Source organism: Streptomyces sp. NPDC058662 (assembly GCF_042716255.1).
In the GTDB taxonomy this organism is placed as follows: domain Bacteria; phylum Actinomycetota; class Actinomycetes; order Streptomycetales; family Streptomycetaceae; genus Streptomyces.
Genome location: NZ_JBHXRU010000002.1, coordinates 33,593 through 50,599, shown reverse-complemented (window position 1 = coordinate 50,599; position 17,007 = coordinate 33,593). Strand labels below are relative to the sequence as shown.

The window sequence follows — 17,007 nt, the reverse complement described above, 5'->3', positions numbered from 1 at the left end:
GCCTCTACGGATGTAGAGGCACATGCGGAGCAGACGGAGAGGTGGGGTGCGCCGTGTCGGAGGTCGCGCGTCATGCGGTCGTGGTGGGTGCGGGCATCGGGGGGCTCACGGCGGCGGTGGCCCTGCATCGCGCGGGCTGGCGCGTCACCGTGTGCGAACGCTCCGCCGGACCGGCCGCCGTCGGGGCCGGCATCGTCCTCGCCCCGAACGCGCTGCGGGCCTTCGACGCCATCGGGTTCGACGCCGCCCGCGTCGCCGGCGGGACCGTGCCCGCCGCGATGGGGGTGCGCCGCCCCGACGGCCGCTGGTTGAGCCGCGCCGACACCGCCGCGCTGACGGCCCGCTACGGCCGGCCCCCGCTGGCCGTGCACCGCTCCGCCCTCACCGGCGCGCTGGCCGCCGCACTCCCCGACGGCACCGTCCGCCACGCGATGGCCGTCACCTCCGTGCTCGACCCGGACGGCCGCGACCCGCTGGTCCGTACGTCCGGCGGCGAGCTCACCGCCGATGTCGTGATCGCCGCCGACGGGATCCACAGCCCCCTGCGGCGCCAGTACTTCCCCGACCACCCCGGTCTGCGCCACAGCGGCGAGACCGCGTGGCGCACCGTCCTGCCCCCCGCGCACGGGACGGGCGCGGGCGGCGCCGGGGCCCCTGCGGCGGCCGAGACCTGGGGCCGCGGCGAACGCTTCGGGGTGGTCCCGCTCGCGGACGGCCGCGTCTACGTGTACGCCACCGCCGTGGCGCCCGAGGGGTACCGCCCCGACGACGTCATCGCCGAACTCCGGCGCCGGTTCGGCCACTGGCACGACCCGATCCCCGAGATCATCGCGCGGATCGACCCCGCGGCCGTGCTGCGGCACGACCTGTACGACCTGGCCACCGCGCTGCCCCGCTACCACCGCGGCCGGCTCGCCTGGATCGGGGACGCCGCCCATGCCATGACACCCAACCTGGGCCAGGGCGGCTGCCAGGCCATCGAGGACGCCGTGGTCCTGGCCCGCCTGCTGGAGCGGACCGCCCGGGCCGACGTACCGGCCGCCGTCGCCGCCTACAGCCGGGCCCGCCTCGCGCGCACCGACGCCATCCGCGTCCGGGCCCGCCGCGCGGGCCGGTTCGCCGCCGTCACCCATCCGCTCGCCGCGGCCGCCCGCGACCTGGCCGTGCGCGCCACCCCGGAGCGCGTCGCCCTGCGGGCCCTGGACTCCCTGTTCGACGGTTTCGTCCTGCCCGCCCGGCCGGCAACCGGCGGGGCGCCCCCGCGCGCCCGCGCACAGTGATCCCGTCCCGCTCCGCCCCCCAGCGCCGCGACCACGGGCTTCCTCCGGGGCGAACAGCAAGCGGCGGCGGTGGCCGTGACGGTAGCCGTGGCCGTGGCCGTGGCCGTGGCCGTGGCCCAAGGATCCCCAACTCGGAACCTTACTCGGCCATCTCCCCGGGCGAGAGACGAGTGATCTTCCTCCCGGCCTCGGTCTCCACCAGGGTCAACGCGCCGATCCAGTCCCCGTCGTCGGGATACTCCCAGTTCGCGGCATCCCCGAGGATCCCCGGAAGCTGATCCCGAGGAATCACCTCGCCCGGCTGGAAGCCGTTCTCCCCGGCCGGGGACGTCCACGGCGCGACCCGACGGACCTCGATCCACCCGCGGTCGACCAGAGTGAGCAGAATTCCCGCGAGCTCGCTGACCGGTCGGGATTGATCAGTGTCGCCGAGATCGCCCCACACGCCGGCCAGGATGTCGATCTCGTACGAATTGACCATGAACGCCTCTTCGGCCTCGGTCAACGCGTCCCACTCGTGCCTGCTCACCCGCCGATCATCGCAGAGCACCCAGGGAACCCTCACGGTCACGGCACTAGCGCCCCAGCACCGCCATCGCCGCGTTGTGCCCCGGGATGCCGCTGACCCCGCCGCCCCGCACCGCCCCCGCGCCGCACAGCAGGATGTCGCGGTGGCCGGTCGCGACGCCCCAGCGCGCTCCGGCGCTGTCCCCGTCACCCGCGCCCTGGCCGTCCGTCTCCGCGTACGGCCAGGACAGGTCCCGGTGGAAGATGTGGCCGCCGGGCAGGCGCAGTTCGCGCTCCAGATCGATCGGGGTCTTGGCCTCGATGCACGGCCGGCCGTCGGCGTCGAAGGCCAGGCAGTCGGTGAGCGGCTCGTCCAGGTGCGCGTCGAGCTGGGCGAGGGTGGCGGTCAGCAGCACCTCGCGCGCCTGCTGGTTGTCGTGCGCGAACAGCCTGGCCGGGGTGTGCAGCCCGAACAGGGTCAGGGTCTGGTACCCCTGCTCCACCAGCTCCGGAGCGAGGATCGTCGGGTCCGTGAGGGAGTGGCAGTAGATCTCCGACGGGGGTACGGAGGGCAGTTCGCCGGCCGCGGCCTCCGCGTGGGCCCGGGCGAGCTCGGCGTACCCCTCGGCGATGTGGAAGGTGCCACCGAAGGCCTCGCGCGGGTCTACGGCCGTGTCGCGGAGCCGCGGCAGCTTCCGCAGCAGCATGTTGACCTTGAGCTGGGCCCCTTCGGCGGGAACGGCCGGCGGGCTCTCGCCGAGCAGCCCCGCCAGCGCCGCGGGCGAGGCGTTCACCAGGACCTTGCGCGCGGCGACCCGCCCCTCCCCCGTGGCCGTCCGGAACAGCACCTCGGCGGGCCCGGCGCCGTCCGTGTCGATGCGCAGCGCCTCGTGGCCGGTGGCGATCTGCGCGCCGGCCGCACGCGCCGAGGCGGCCAGGGCGTCGGTCAGTGCGCCCATACCGCCGACGGGGACGTCCCAGTCGCCGGTCCCGCCGCCGATGACGTGGTAGAGGAAGCAGCGGTTCTGGGCGAGCGAGGGGTCGTGCGCGTCCGCGAAGGTGCCGATCAGCCCGTCCGTGAGGACCACGCCGCGCACCAGGTCGTCGGCGAAGCGGTGCTCCACCGCGCGTCCCAGCGGCTCCTCGAACAGCATCCGCCACGCGTCCTCGTCGTCGATCCGCGACCGCAGCTCCTCCCGGGTGGGCAGGGGCTCGGTCAGGGTCGGGAACACGTTGCGCGCGACCTGGGCGGTGGTGCCGTAGAAGGCGCGCCAGCTCTCGTACTCCCGGTCCGATCCGGTCAGCCGCGCGAAGGACTCCCGGGTGCGCGCCTCGCCACCGCCCACCAGCAGCCCGCCGGGCCGCCCGTCGCGCTCGACGGGCGTGTACGAGGAGACGGTGCGCCGGCGTACCGAGAACCGCAGGTCCAGATCGCGCACGATCTTCGCCGGGAGCAGCGAGACCAGGTAGGAGTAGCGCGAGAGCCGGGCGTCGACCCCGGCGAAGGGGCGGGTGGAGACCGCGGCCCCGCCGGTGTGGCCGAGCCGCTCCAGGACGAGCACGGACTTGCCCGCCCGGGCCAGGTACGCGGCGGCCACCAGCCCGTTGTGGCCGCCTCCCACGATCACCGCGTCGTACACCGCGCTGCCGAAGTCGTCGAGACCTGTCCGTGCCGAACCCCGCGAAGTGGTCATGGCTGTTGGTAGCACACCTGGCCGAGCCGCTCCAGGCAGTGGGCCTCGTCGGCGTGGGCCAGGACGGTGTCGGGGTGGTCGTCGCCGAGGGACCGCTCGCGGATGCCGGACAGGTCCCGGTAGACGGGCAGCGCCTCCTCCCAGCGGCCCAGGCGGCCCAGCCCGACGGCCATCTCGCGGCGGCTGGCGAGGGTGTCGGGGTGTTCGGCGCCCAGGGTTTCGGCGCGCGCCCCGCAGACCTGCCGGGCCTCCTCCACCGCCTCCTCCCAGCGGTCGAGCCGGCCCAGGTTGACGCCGAGGACGTGCCGGGCGCGCAGGGTCTCCGGGTCGGCGGCCCCGTACGCGCGGGTGCGGTCCCGGACGAGGGCCCGGAAGAGTTCGAGGGCCTCGGCGTGCCGCCCGGTGCGGCCGAGGGCCACGCCCACCTCGTAGCGCGCGGCGAGGGTGTCGGGGTGGTCGCGGCCGAGGACGAGCTCCCGCGCGCCGGCGACCTCGCGGAAGCCGGTCAGCGCCTCCTCCCAGCGGTCGAGCCGGCCGAGCGCGTACGCGGCCTCGTAACGCGTCAGCAGGGTGTCCGGGTGGTCGTCGCCGAGGACCGCGGCCCGCCCGGCGGCGACCTCGGCCGCAGCCGCGTGCGCTTCCGCGTGCCGGCCGAGGGCCCCGAGGGCGCAGGCCAGGTTGTGGTGGCAGCGCAGGGTGTCGGGATGGCGGGGGCCGGCCGTCCGGTCGCGGGCGTCGAGCACGGCCCGGTAGATCGCGTAGGCCTCCGCGGGGCGGCCGAGCCGGCCCAGTTCGTACGCGGCCTCCTGGCGGGCCGCGAGAGTGTCCGGGTGGTCCGCGCCGAGGACCCGGGCGCGCCCGTCCGCGACGGCCGTGTAGACGGCGAGCGCCTCCTCGGGACGGCCCGCGCGACTGAGGGCGAAGGCGTGGGTGTGCCCGGCCGCGAGCGCGCCGGCGCCCGTCCCGGGGCCGTGCGGCCGGCCCGGGAGGCCGTACGCGGCGGTGAGGCGGGGGTCCCGGCCGGGCTCGGGGCGGACGATCGGCCGGGGGCCGCTCGCGTGCGGGGCGATGGGCTCGGCGGCGGTCCAGGACCCGGTGAGCACCGCCCAGGCGCCGCTCTCGGGGCGGGGCTCGATGCCGGCCTTGCGCCCGGCGGTCATGCCGTGCGCCCAGGCCGGCAGCGGGGTCGGCGCACCGGGCGGGCCGCTGGGGCCGACCCGGGCCTCGACGAGCCGCCGGTGGACGTGGCGGGCGTCGCCCGGCCGGTCCTCGGGGCGCTTGGCGAGCAGGTCCAGTACCACCTGGTCGAAGTAGCCGGGCAGCTCGGGGCGGTGCTCGCGCGGCGGTACGGGTGCGGTGTCCCGGTGCCCGACGAGCACCGACCAGGAGTCGCCGAGGTCGAAGGGCGGGGCGCCGGTGGCGATCTCGTACAGGACGCAGCCCAGGGAGTAGAGGTCGCTGCGGTGGTCGACCTCGCCTCCCGCGATCTGCTCGGGGGACATGTAGTGCGGGGTGCCCATGGCCATCCCGCCGCCGGTCAGCTTGGCGGTGAAGCCGATGTCGTGGGCGAGGCGGGCGATGCCGAAGTCGCAGATCTTCACGGTGCCGTCGGTCAGCCGCATGATGTTGGCCGGTTTCAGGTCGCGGTGCACGACGCCCTGGTCGTGGGTGTAGCCCAGGGCGGCCGCCATCTGCTCCGCGATGTCGACGACCACGTCCACCGGCAGCGGCCTGGTGTCGTTGTCCTCCAGGAGCTGGCTGAGGTTGCGGCCCTCAAGGAGCTCCATGACCAGGTAGAGGGGGCCGCCCGCGGCGCTGTCGTCGCCGAAGTCGTGGACGACGGTGACGCCCCGGTGCTGGAGGGACGCGGCGACGCGGGCCTCCCGGCGGAACCGCTCGCGCAGCACCTGGGTGAAGTGCGCGTCCTGTTCCGGACCGAGCGGTTTGAGACACTTCACCGCGACCTGTCGGCCCAGCGATTCATCGCGGGCCCGCCACACCTCGCCCATGCCGCCGCGGCCGATCAGGTCGAGCGACCGGTACCGGCCCTGGATCAGTCTGGACTCCGCCATGTCTTGAAGCCGCCCCCGTCGTCGTGCTACGCCCTCCCCGGCCGGTCCAGTATGGCCGCTGATGTACGCAGTGTGTACGGGGCGGGGCGACTCCCGGGGCCCATGCGGCGCATCGCTTTCAAGATGTGACCTGGCGGCAGCTGCCAGCGCAGACCTGCGGGAACGGTGCGCAGCGCGCGGCCCGTGAGGCGCAGGCGCCGGGTGACGGTACGAGGGGTCGGTGCGGGGCGCCCGTACAGCTGGTGCGCCCAGCCGGGGAGGGATCCGTACGCGAGTCCGGCCAGCGGTCGCCACAGCAGGTTTCGGCCAGGGACGAGGAGGGGGTGGACGGGCGGACCGCGCAGGAAGCCGTCCACGGCGCGGGCGTCGGGGCCTGCCGCGAGCTCGGGGCGGACCGCGTCGAAGTACGCGGCCAGGCCGGCGGTGTCGGCCGGGACGGTGGCGGGGTCGAGGCCGACGAGGCGCGCGTTGACGCGGTTCTCGTCGACGTAGCGGTCGGCGTCGGCGGGGCTCAGCGGGATGCCGGACCGGAGCAGGACGTGCAGGAAGCTGTCGATCTGCGCACAGTGGATCCAGAGGAGCAGGGCGGGGTCGTCCACGGGGAAGCGCTCGCCGGTGTCCGGGTCGGTGGCGGACAGGTGCCGGTGGATCTCGCGGACCCGGCCGCCGGCGCGCTCGGCGGCCTCGGTGGTGCCGTAGGTGAGGGTGCCGACGAAGTCGGCGGTGCGCAGCAGGCGGCCCCAGGCATCGCGTTCGAAGTCGGAGTTCGCCCTGACCGCGCGTACGGCCCGCGGGTGCAGCGCCTGGAGGTAGAGCGCGCGGATACCGGCGATCCACATCATCGGGTCGCCGTGGCACTGCCAGGTGACGGACGAGGGCCCGTACAAGCCGGGGTCGGGGTCAGGGTCGGGGGCGCGGCCCGGGTCCTGGCCCGCACCCGGCCCCGCGAGCGCTCCCCCCGCCGGGCGGCCGCCCGCACCCCGTCCCGGTCCTGGTCGCCGTCCCGCTCCCGCTCCCGCTCCCGCGTCCATCCCCGTACCTCCCTGTGGCAGGTGCCCGGCGGATTTCCAGGCTACCCACGTCAGCACCGCGTCAAGACTCGGCCCGCCGCCGTCAGGACGGCGTTACGGCGTACCCGCGGACGGGTGACCGCGGGCACAGCTTCGGTGCGCCCCGGACCGCCACCCGCACCCGGGGTCCGCCCGTGCCCGTGGTTCCCCTGGGAGGGCCCATGTGTCTGTACCGGTCCGAAGCCGACCCCGAGCGGAGCCGAGGGAAACGGATGTGCGATTGTCCGTCGCCCGTGATAGTGACTACGCCTACGGGGGAGTGATCATCGGCCCCTGTTCGAACGCGGCAAGGGGTGGGGACATGGCGGTGCTCCGCGAATGGGGGCTCACGCTGGGGAAATGGGCCGGCCGGCCCGTCGCCCGGGTGTACGAGGATTCCGGCGATCCCGAGGTGCGGCGTGTACGGGAGGCCGCCGCGGCGGCCGACTGGACCACGGTACGGGCGGTGCTCGAAGCACGCCCTGAGAGCGCGGACCGGACGGAGCTGCTGTGGGCCGTCGGCGACACCGCGGGAGTGGAGCGGTGGATGCCCGCGGTCGTGGAAGCGGAACCGGAGGCGGCGCTGCCGCGGCTGGTGGCCGGCGTCCGCCACATCAGCTGGGGGTGGGAGGCCCGCACCGGCGCCCGGGCGGCGCACGTCTCAAGCGAGCAGTTCGAGGTGTTCCACGCCCGGCTGCGCACGGCCGAGCGATGGCTGTACGAAGCCGCGGAGCGCGAACCGCAGTGGATCTCGCCCTGGTACGGACTGCAGATCACCGGCCGCGGCCTCCAGGTCGAGAAGACCGTCGCGCGGCGCCGGTTCGAGGCGACGGTGCGGCGGGACCCCCACCACCTGGGCGCGCACCAGCAGCGGTTGCAGCAGCTCTGCGAGAAGTGGGGCGGCTCGCACGAGGAGATGCACGCCTTCGCGCGCGCGTCCGCCTTCGGCGCTCCCCCCGGCACGCACCTGGGCCAGCTCGTCGCCATCGCGCACATCGAGCACTGGCTGGCCCTCGACTCGGGACCGGACGGCGCCTACATGGCCCGGCCCGAGGTGGCGGCGTCCCTGCGGCAGGCCGCCGACCACTCCTTCCGGCACCCGGACTTCGTCCTCCGGGAGACCTGGCTCCCGGTGGTCAACACCTTCGCCATGGCGTTCTCGCTGGCCGGGGACCGTGTCGCCGCCCGGGAGTGCTTCCGGCTCACCGACGGCTGCGTCAGCAGATTCCCCTGGTACTACCTGGACTCCTCCGACCCGGCCGCGGCCTACCGCAAGCTGCGTTCGTCCGTCGGCCGCTGACCCCGGACGGGCCGCGCACGCACGCCGCCCGGCCCGTGCCCGTACGGCCGCCGCGGGCGCCCCGCGGCTCCCGACTTCCCGCTCCGAACTCCCCGCGCTCCGAACTCCCGGCGCTGCGAACTCCCCACGCTCCGCACTCCCAGTGCCCCGCACTCCGTCCACGTGCCCCCTCGCCCCGCGTCCCGCCCGCGCCGTCCACGGCGCGCACGGGACGCGCCCACCGAAAGACTTCGCCAGGTGCCCCACTCCGAGTCCGCCCACACCTTCCAGGTCGATCTGCGCGGTCTGGTCGACCTGCTCTCCCACCACCTCTACTCCAGTCCCCGCGTCTACCTGCGCGAGCTGCTGCAGAACGCCGTGGACGCCATCACCGCCCGCCAGGCGGTCGAGCCCGGCGCGGCCGGCACGATCACGGTGCGCACCGGTGACACGCTCACCGTCACCGACACGGGCATCGGCCTGACCGAGGCCGACGTCCACCGCTTCCTCGCCACCATCGGGCGCAGTTCGAAGCGGACCGCCGAGGGCTCCCTGGACGGCGCCGGGCTCGACGCGGCCCGCGGCGAGTTCATCGGCCAGTTCGGCATCGGGCTGCTCGCCTGCTTCGTCGTGGCCGACGAGATCACGGTGCTCAGCCGGTCCGCGGCGGACCCGTCGGCGCCCGCCGTCGAGTGGCGCGGCCACTCCGACGGCCGCTACACCATCCGCACGCTGCCCGCCTCGGCCGTGCCCGAGCCCGGCACCACCGTCCGGCTCGTGCCGCGCGCCGACACCGTCGAATGGACCAGCCCGGAGCAGGTGGTCTCCCTGGCCCGGCACTACGGCGGTCTGCTGCGGCACGAGGTCACCGTCGTCGGCCCGCGCGGCGAGGCCCACCGGGTCAACGAAACACCCCCGTGGGAGCAGGCCCACCGCTCCCCGCTGGCCCGCCGGGAGGCTCTGACGGCGTACTGCCGCACACACTTCGGCTTCACGCCGCTCGACAGCGTCGAGCTCGATCTCCCGGCGGCCGGACTGCGCGGCGTCGCCTATGTGCTCCCCACCGCGATGAGCCCCGCCCAGCGGGCGGGACACCGCGTGCACCTGAAGGGGATGCTGCTCACGGACCAGGCGCCCGAACTGCTGCCGGAGTGGGCGTTCTTCGTGCGCTGCGTGGTCGACACCACCAGCCTGCGGCCCACCGCGTCCCGCGAGGCGCTGTACGAGGACGGCACGCTGTCCGCCGTACGGGACGCCCTCGGGGACCGGATCCGGGACTGGCTCACCGGGCTCGCCGCCAGCGACCCGTCCCTGCTGCACCGCTTCATCGACACGCACCACCTCGCGGTCAAGGCGCTCGCCCGCTACGACGACGAGCTGCTGCGCATCGTGCTGCCGTGGCTCCCGTTCGAGACCACCGACGGCAACGTCACGCTGGAGGAGTTCGCGCGCACGCACCCGACCCTGCTGGTCACCCGTAGCGTCGAGGAGTTCCGCCAGGTCGCCCCGATCGCCTCGGCCGCCGGCCTCGGCGTCGTCAACGGCGGCTACACCTACGACCGCGACCTGGTGCACCGGCTGCCCGAGATCCGCCCGGGCACGGCCGTCGCCGACCTGGACCCGGCCACCGTCACCGCCCATCTCGACGCCGTCGACCCGGCCGCCGAACTGCGCGCGGCGGCCTTCCTCGCCGTGGCCCGGCAGACGATCGGGGTCCACGACTGCGACGTCGTACTGCGGGACTTCCAGCCCGTCACCGCCCCCGCGCTGCTCCTGGACAACCGGGAGGCGCGGCACGAGCGGACCCGGTCGGGCCTCGCCGCCGACAGCGACGGCCTGTGGGCCGACATCCTCGGCTCGCTGCGTCACGAGGCCCCGCGCGCCCAGCTCGTCCTGAACCACCTCAACCCGCTCGTCCGCCAGGCGATCACGATCACGGAGCGGGGACTGGCGGTCACGACGGCGGAGGCCCTCTACGGGCAGGCCCTGCTCCTCAGCCGCCGACCGCTCCGAGCAGGCGAGAGCGCCCTGCTCAACCGGGCCTTCATCGGCCTGCTCACCCACGCCATGCACCACCCCGGCCCGGCGGCGCCCGGCTCCGAGCCCCGGAAGGAACTGTAGATGCTGGACACCCCCGAGGCCGTGGTCGAGGCGCTGCGCGAGAACAACGACCGCCCCCACGGCACACAGCGCACCATCACCGCCGAGGAGCTCGTCGAGGCCGCCGAACCCTTCGAGAAGCCCGACGTCCTGGTCACCGCCCTGATGGAGTTGATGTCGGCGTACGAGTTCACGGGCGAGCACCGCAAGTCGCCCGTGGCCTTCGCCCGGCTGCTCCAGTTGTGGGACACCGCTCCGGAATCGTTCAGCGAGTGGGAGGCCCACCAGGTCTTCTGGCGCTTCAAGTGGGTGACGACGTCCCTGCTGCAGGTGCCCGAGGTGCCGCTGGCGACCGTCCGCGGCTGGATCGACCGGATGCGCGGCCGCTACGAGGACGCCGACCACGGCATGCAGCCGGTGGCCGCGATGCGCTACCACGTCGCGCGGCACACGGGCTCCGGCGTACCCGACGCCTACGACCTGTGGGTCACCCGGCCCCGTACCGGGCTGAGCGACTGCGAGGCCTGCGAGATCCGGCACCTCGCCTGGCACCGGCTGACGTCCGGCGACGACGCCGGCGCCCTGGAGGAGTGGCGGCCGGTCCTCGACGGGTCCGCGGGCTGCAGCGAGGAGCCGCAGATGAGCCAGGCGCGCGCCCTGCTGCCACTGCTGCGCGTCGGCCGCGCGGACGAGGCCCGCTCCCACCACCTCGCCGGCTACCGGCGGGTGCGCGGCAACACCGGCATGCAGGACGAGGTCGGCCTGCATGTGGAGTTCTGCGCGCTGTCGCGCAATGAGGGGCGGGGGCTGGAGATCCTGGCCGAGAACCGTCCGCTGTTCGAGGCGACCGGGGCTCCGCTGTCCCACCTGGGCTTCCTCACCGGCGTCGAGGTACTCCTCGCCCTCCTGACCGAGGACGGGCACGGCGACACGCCGGTCGCCGGTCCGCCCGGACGGAACTGGACCGCGGCCGCGCTCCTCACCCACGTCCGCGCCGAGGCGGACCGGCTCACCGAGGCGTTCGACACGCGCAACGGCACCACGGCCGTCGGCCGCCACCGCCGGGTGCGCCTCGCGCAGCGGCCGCTGCTCCCCGCGCCGCTGCCGCTGGGGCTGCGGACGTCCGTCGCCCGCTCCGCCCCGGCCGGCGGCGCCCTGACCGCATCCGCGCCCGCGGCCGGTCCGGAGGTGCCCGAGGACTTCGTCGCCCTGGTGGGCGAGGCACGCCGCCTGACGCGCTCGGGGCACCCGGGCAGCACCCGGCTCTGGGCCCGCGCCGCCGAGCGCCTGGCCGACGGCAGCGCCGCCCACGACGAGCGGCTCGGCCCCGAGGAGCTGCTGCGGGCCGAGCTCGCCGAGCAGTGCGCGTACCGGCTCTCCCAGGAGGACCGCGACAAGGAGGGCATCGCCGAACTGGAGCGGGCCGCCGAGCTCTTCGAGCGGCTCTCGATGGACTGGCACGCGCTGTCCGCCCGGACCCGCGCCCTCGCCTGGACGACCTCCTCCGACGAGGCCGTGGACGTCCGCGCCGGAGTCGACGACGCCCTGCGCGCGGCGGAACGCCTGCGCGCCGCGCTCCCCTTCACGGACGATGCCGCCGGCGACGGCGAGGCCGCGTCGTACGGGAGCGACGCGGAGGACCGGGTCCGTGAGTACCTCTCCGTGCTGTACTCCTGCACCTTCGCCGCCTACCAGGAGGCACTGCGGAGCCTGCCGGAGGCCTCCGGTCCGGCCGCGGAGCGGTTCGAGGAGTTCGCCGGCCTGCTGCGCGCCGCGGCGGAGCAGCTGGCCGTACCCCACCATGTGGCCAACGCGCGGCAGTTCGCGGCGGACATGGCCGCCCGGCGCGGCGACACCGTGCGCGCCGAGGCGGAGCTGCGCGCGGCGCTGGAGGACGTGGACGCCTCCGGGCGGCCCTGGCGGGGTTCGCGCCCGCGCGCGCTGCTGGCGCAGGTCCTGCTGTCCAAGGACGAGCCGGCGGAGGCGGTGGAGCTGCTGCACCGGGCGATCACCGACGCGGTCCGCTACGACGACACGGACTTCGCGATGGCTCCGACGTACGCGCTGCTCGGTCATGCCGCCTCGCACCTCGGTGACTCCGGCGGCGCCGTGCGGCACCTTTCGGAGGCGGCGGCGCGGTTCGACCAGGACGGGGCGCACGACGCGGCCGCCGACATCCGGCTCCAGCTCGCAGACGTGCTGGCGCGCGCCGGGCAGCAGGCCGACGCCGTCGCGGTCCTGGAGTCCGTACTGGCCGAGGAGGCGGCGTCCTCGCTCGACGAGCGGCTTCTCGCGCAGGCCCGGCTGACCCTGGCCCGGGGGCTGCGGGAGCTGGAGGAGTACCTGCCCGCGGCCGAGGAGTTCCTGCGGCTGGCGGACGGGGTCGCCGGCTGGGAGGAGGACCGCGCGGTCCACACCATGGTGGCGGCGGAGGCGGCCGCCACCCTGGCGATGGCCGACCGCTGGGAGGCCGCGGCCACGGCGTACGAGCGGGCCGTGACCTCGCACGCCGAGGCGCCGAACCCGGCTCTGATCGTGCACATGATGTGCGAGTTCGCGCGTCTGGTCGTGCGGTCCCGCGGGGCCGAGGGCCTCGACGCGGCGCTGGAGCACCTGGCCCGGGCCGACGCGGTCCGGCTCGCCGTGCCGCAGGGCGCGGACTCCGCGTCCTGGCACGAGGAGGGCGCCGTGCACTACCAGCGTGCGCGGGTCCTGGCGGAGGCCGAGCGCTTCGCCGAGGCGCTGGCCGAGGCCGAGGCCGCGGTCGCCGCGCACGAGCGGGGCGGAGAGCACGGCGAGGTGGCGCGCGCCGAAGCGGTGCGGATGGCCGCCCTGATCGAGGGCAACGGGCTCGGCCGGTACGAGGCGGCCGTCACCCGGCTGACGACGGCCGCGGCGCGCTGCCGGCGGGCGGACCTGCCCGAGGCCGCCCGGATCCTCGACGCGTTGCGGCAGGACTACCGGAACCGGTCGGCGGCCTGAGGGCGCCGACCGGCCGGGGCCTCCGGCATCCGGCATCCGGCATCCGGCATCCGGCATCCGGCATCCGAGGCTCCGGCGTCCGGGCCCCGGGCGTCCGGCCGTGTACCGCTGCCGACGCCGGCCGCGCGGGGCCGCCCCGCTCGGGGCGTGCCGGAGCCGCCGCGTCCCTGTCCTGGACGCGGCGGCTCCTTCCCGGGCCGGTGCCCGGCGGGGTTCAGGTGCGGTCGGGGACGCGTTCGAGGGTGCGGATGGGGCGGGCCGCGAGGAGGGCGACGGCGGTGAGGAAGCTGACGACGACGCCGACGAGGAGGACCTGGTCGGTGCCGAAGGCGCTGACGGCGGGGCCGGCGAGTGCGCTGCCGATGGGGTACATGCCGACGGAGCCGGCGACCTCGTAGGCGTGCACGCGGTTGAGGACTTCGCCGGGGACCTGGGTCTGGACGCTGGTGGCCCACATGACGCCCCAGATGCCGATGCCGGTGCCGACGGCTATCTGGGCGGCGGCGAGGGCGAGGACGGGCCAGTCGAGGACGATCCCAAGGGGGTACAGGGGGTAGGCGAGCATGGCCGCGGCGCCGGCGGCGAGGGGGCGCCGGGGCTTGTAGCGGATGGCGAGGAGGCCGCCGGCGATGGTGCCCGCGCCGAGGGCGGCGTTCAGGAGGCCGAAGGCACTGGCGCCGTGCAGGGGGACGATGACGCCTGCCGCTACCGACAGTTGGGGGCCCCAGGAGAGGATGGCGTAGAACATCCAGATGGCGATGACGCCCCAGAGCCAGGTGCGGGAGCGGAACTCGTGCCAGCCGACGGCGAGGTTGCGCCACAGGCTCTGGCCGGGGGGCGGGGCCGGGACGAAGCCCAGGCGCAGCGCGAAGAGGCAGACGGCGCTCGTGCCGTAGGCGAGGGCGGAGATGACCATGACCCAGCCCGTGGAGCCGAATCCGACGAGGGTGCCCGCGAGGGCGGGGCCGCCGAGGCCGGTGATGGCTTCGGAGGTGCGCAGGACTCCGTTGGCGCCCTGGACGTCGCGGGAGACGAGGGGGACGGTGGAGGAGGCGCCCGGCTGGAAGAGGGCGTTGGCGGTGCCGGCGACGACCAGGAGCGCGTAGAGCTGCCAGAGGTGGTCGATGCCGTTGATGAAGAGCAGGGCGAGCAGGATGTGGGCCGTGAGGTTGGCCAGGTCGGCGATGATCATCATGCGGCGGGCGGTGAACCGGTCGGCGAGTACTCCGCCGAACAGGACGAGGCCGGCGAAGGGCGCGACGAGGAACGCCATGGAGTAGCCGGCGGTGGCGAGGCCGTATCCGCCGCTGAGGAGACCGGCCGAGACGGCGACCGGCAGCATCGCCCAGCTGAGCAGCCCCGCGCTGCGCGCGACGAAGTAGTACTGGAAATTACGCGACCAGATCGCCGGCCCGCCGGCCGACGGCTCCTCGGCGGGCCGGTCCTGGACGGGGGGCGACGTCACCGGCGCGGTGTGACCTGCCGAACGATCTTTCATGGCTGTTCCAAACCCAACTGTATGTCGTGATCTTCATGGTCGAACGGCTGTCTGCCGGCGGTCTCCGAGTCTCGAACTACGCCTCCGGAGACTGGAGTTCGCCGACGGTGACCAGTTCCAGGCCGCGTTCGAGGAGGCCCTCGATGATCCGGGGGAGGGCCTGGACGGTCTGGGCGCGGTCGCCTGCGCCCTCGTGCATGAGGACGACCGAGCCGGGGTGGACGGCCTCCAGGACGGTGGCGGCGATCTGGTCCGGGCCGGGTCTGGCCCAGTCGCGGGCGTCGACGTCCCACATGGTCAGGGTGGTCGGGTACTCCTCCAGCGCCGCGAGGACCTCGGGGGTGAGGGCGCCGTAGGGGGGCCGGAACCGTGTCGGGGCCTGGCCGGTGACCCGGGCCACGGCCTCGCCGGTGCGGTCGAGCTGCTCGCGCAGCTGCTGCGGCGTCAGGTCGGGGAGGTAGGGGTGGGACCAGGAGTGGTTGCCCAGCTCGTGTCCGGCGGCGGCGATCCGGCGGACCTCGTCGGGGAGCGCTGTGACGTGGTGGCCGACGCAGAAGAACGTGGCCCGGGCGCCGTAGCGGTCGAGGATGTCCAGGACCTGGCGGGTGTGGAGCGGGTCGGGGCCGTCGTCGAAGGTGAGCGCGACCTCGGGGGTGCCCCGGTGGCCGTGCTCGAAGGAGCGTCCGGCAGCGGTGAGCCCGGCCAGGATCGGCTCCCCCCGCCGTACGCCCTCGAAGTACTCCTCGGCGCGGCCGGTCAGGCTGCCGCCCTCGGACGTCACCCTGGCCAGCAGGCCCGGAGCGCTGCGCGCCTGCTGCGCCAGTCGGCGCGCCGACACGGAGCCGAAGCCCGGCCGCGGCGGCAGCAGCCAGGGGTCGGCGCGGTACACCTCCAGACCCGCCGCCGTCATCGGCCCGTCCAGCAGGCCGTTGGTACTGTCCAGGACCACGGACAGGGCGTGCTCCGCGCTCAGTGCCCGCAGCCATGCGATGAGTTCGCCGACCCTGGCGGCGCCCCACTCGCCCGGTTCCGCCACCTGCTCCCCCGCGCCGTCGACGACCTCGACCCGGTAGCCCGCGTCCGTCCAGGCGATACCCGCGTACCTCATGTCCATCACTCCCCCCGGGCGATCGCCTCGGCGATCACCGATTCCTCGACACCGCGCAGGAAGCGCTCCATGCCCTCGCGGCTGAGGACCGCCGGATCGGCGGTCATGGCGAGGTCCAGGGCGCCCGGAGCGGTCAGCACGTCCACCGCGATCGACACGTTCTTTCGGGGCAGGAACTCCGTGGGCCAGCTCAGCTCGGTCCGGCCGATCAGCTCGCCCAGCGGCGCCCGCGGCTCCACGACCGTGTCGAACGGTCCGACGCCGGGGTCACGCGTGTCGTTCCACCAGCACGAGTGGTCGGCCGCCTCGCCGCGCTCGACCAGGCGTGCCACCTCGCGTTCCAGCGCCCACTTGTCGTACCCCGCGTGGCGGAACGCCGTGAACGCGACGGACCGCGTCCGGCGTACCGCGTCCTCGAAGTCCTTGTCCGCGTCCGTGAGGAGGAACACGGCTTCCTGCGCCATCGTGCTGACGGATTCGGCGGCGGCGGGCTGGAAGCGGTTGCCGACCACCACCTGGAACAGCACGTCGCCGCTCCCGGACATCCGGGCCAGCTGGTGGGATGCCGCGCCCAGCAGCACCGCGGCGTCGCTGACTCCCAGCTCCGCCGCCACCCGGCCGACGGCTACGGCCAGCGCGGGCGAGCGCAGCTGGGCGTTGGGGAACAGCCGGCGCGGGTCGGCCGCGAGCTCCGGCGCGGCGGGCTCCTGGAAGATCCGCCGCGGACCGGCGGTGAGCCGCTCGCACCAGTAGCGGCGGGCCGCCTCGTCCCGGCGGCGGCCGACGGGTGACGCCTGGGTCTGGGCGGCCTCCAGCGGCTGGAGGGCCGGGCGGGCCCGGCGCAGCGACTCGGCGGTCCCGCCCGATTCGATCAGCCCCAGGTCGCGGAGCATGCGCCCCTCACCCCACAGGTCCATGGCGGTGTGCGAGGCCGCCAGTACCAGCCGGTGCACCGCACCGTCGCACTCCACCAGGCCGACGCGGAACGGCCACTCCCGCGCGTGGTCGAAGGAGCGGCCCGCCAACTCCTCCATCAGGGCCTCGCCGACAGCCGGCGCCTGCGCCGCGGAGCACTGCCGGACCTCCACCGGCAGCTCGCCGGACCCGTCCACGACCTGTTCCAGGCCGTCCTCGCCGACCGGCAGCAGCCGGGTGTGCAGGCTGTCGTGGAGCAGGAGCAGCTCCGTCACGTCCGCGAGGACGCGGGTGGCGGGGCGGGGCGGGCTGACGGGGAGGTCGAGCCGCAGGTTGTAGCGGGGGGCGTCGTCACCGAGCCGGGTCACGACCCCCCAGATGGCCCGCTGCCCCCACGTCGCCGGGCCCGTGCCGGCCCTCGCGGACTCCAGTCCGATCGTCCGCTGCTCGACCGTGGTCATGGTGTTGCGCACTTCCTCTCATTGCGGCGTACGACGCCTGTCGGCATCGCGCTGAACGGCCG

At 75.0% G+C, this 17,007-nt stretch carries 11 protein-coding genes; 4 read left to right on the top strand and 7 right to left on the bottom strand.

Annotated features, from left to right (window positions below; translation table 11 throughout):
* Positions 1–53 precede the first annotated feature (53 nt).
* Entirely contained in the window at positions 54–1,280 is a 1,227-nt protein-coding gene (locus ACFWUQ_RS01360) for an FAD-dependent monooxygenase (protein ID WP_384531421.1), read from the top strand.
* Positions 1,281–1,419: 139 nt separating this feature from the next.
* Here the strand turns inward: ACFWUQ_RS01360 and ACFWUQ_RS01355 are convergent, their stop codons facing one another.
* Genes ACFWUQ_RS01355 through ACFWUQ_RS01340 form a run of 4 tightly spaced genes read right to left on the bottom strand, consistent with a single transcriptional unit; the run spans position 1,420 to position 6,440 of the window.
* Positions 1,420–1,809, bottom strand: coding sequence for a hypothetical protein (locus tag ACFWUQ_RS01355; RefSeq protein WP_384531419.1), 390 nt, complete (start codon positions 1,807–1,809; stop codon positions 1,420–1,422).
* Positions 1,810–1,855: 46 nt separating this feature from the next.
* Positions 1,856–3,481 (bottom strand): phytoene desaturase family protein, encoded by a 1,626-nt coding sequence (locus ACFWUQ_RS01350; RefSeq protein WP_384531418.1) that lies wholly within the window; start codon positions 3,479–3,481, stop codon positions 1,856–1,858.
* Entirely contained in the window at positions 3,478–5,553 is a 2,076-nt protein-coding gene (locus tag ACFWUQ_RS01345; RefSeq protein WP_384531416.1) for a tetratricopeptide repeat protein, read from the bottom strand. The genes ACFWUQ_RS01350 and ACFWUQ_RS01345 overlap by 4 nt, the downstream gene beginning before the upstream one ends.
* 26 nt (positions 5,554–5,579) lie before the next feature.
* Positions 5,580–6,440, bottom strand: a complete 861-nt coding sequence (locus tag ACFWUQ_RS01340) for an oxygenase MpaB family protein (RefSeq protein ID WP_384531414.1) — start codon at positions 6,438–6,440, stop codon at positions 5,580–5,582.
* A 484-nt stretch (positions 6,441–6,924) separates the two neighbouring features.
* Here ACFWUQ_RS01340 and ACFWUQ_RS01335 point away from each other — a divergent pair, with 484 nt between their 5' ends.
* The 3 genes from ACFWUQ_RS01335 (at position 6,925) to ACFWUQ_RS01325 (ending at position 12,963) form a co-directional block, all read left to right on the top strand.
* Entirely contained in the window at positions 6,925–7,902 is a 978-nt protein-coding gene (locus ACFWUQ_RS01335; protein WP_384531413.1) for a hypothetical protein, read from the top strand.
* Positions 7,903–8,139: 237 nt separating this feature from the next.
* Positions 8,140–10,002, top strand: coding sequence for an HSP90 family protein (locus tag ACFWUQ_RS01330; protein WP_384531411.1), 1,863 nt, complete (start codon positions 8,140–8,142; stop codon positions 10,000–10,002).
* Positions 10,003–12,963 carry a hypothetical protein gene (locus tag ACFWUQ_RS01325; RefSeq protein WP_384531410.1) on the top strand — a complete coding sequence of 987 codons (2,961 nt, stop codon included), beginning with the start codon at positions 10,003–10,005 and terminating at the stop codon, positions 12,961–12,963.
* A gap of 214 nt (positions 12,964–13,177) precedes the next feature.
* On the opposite strand, the gene ACFWUQ_RS01320 is transcribed toward ACFWUQ_RS01325, so the two are convergent.
* The 3 genes from ACFWUQ_RS01320 to ACFWUQ_RS01310 form a co-directional block, all read right to left on the bottom strand.
* Complete coding sequence (locus ACFWUQ_RS01320; protein ID WP_384531409.1) at positions 13,178–14,461, bottom strand: MFS transporter; 1,284 nt, start codon at positions 14,459–14,461, stop codon at positions 13,178–13,180.
* Between the two features lie 76 nt (positions 14,462–14,537).
* A complete protein-coding gene (locus ACFWUQ_RS01315; protein WP_384531408.1) occupies positions 14,538–15,569 on the bottom strand; it encodes a polysaccharide deacetylase family protein in 1,032 nt (343 codons plus the stop codon).
* Positions 15,570–15,574: 5 nt separating this feature from the next.
* Entirely contained in the window at positions 15,575–16,957 is a 1,383-nt protein-coding gene (locus ACFWUQ_RS01310; RefSeq protein WP_384531407.1) for a condensation domain-containing protein, read from the bottom strand.
* Positions 16,958–17,007 lie beyond the last annotated feature (50 nt).

Bases quoted from the DNA above. Each gene is read 5' to 3' on its own strand.
- ACFWUQ_RS01350 (WP_384531418.1), bottom strand. From the start codon at position 3,481: ATGACCACTTCGCGGGGTTCGGCACGGACAGGTCTCGACGACTTCGGC.
- ACFWUQ_RS01345 (WP_384531416.1), bottom strand. From the start codon at position 5,553: ATGGCGGAGTCCAGACTGATCCAGGGCCGGTACCGGTCGCTCGACCTG.
- ACFWUQ_RS01335 (WP_384531413.1), top strand. From the start codon at position 6,925: ATGGCGGTGCTCCGCGAATGGGGGCTCACGCTGGGGAAATGGGCCGGC.
- ACFWUQ_RS01325 (WP_384531410.1), top strand. From the start codon at position 10,003: ATGCTGGACACCCCCGAGGCCGTGGTCGAGGCGCTGCGCGAGAACAAC.
- ACFWUQ_RS01320 (WP_384531409.1), bottom strand. From the start codon at position 14,461: ATGAAAGATCGTTCGGCAGGTCACACCGCGCCGGTGACGTCGCCCCCC.
- ACFWUQ_RS01315 (WP_384531408.1), bottom strand. From the start codon at position 15,569: ATGAGGTACGCGGGTATCGCCTGGACGGACGCGGGCTACCGGGTCGAG.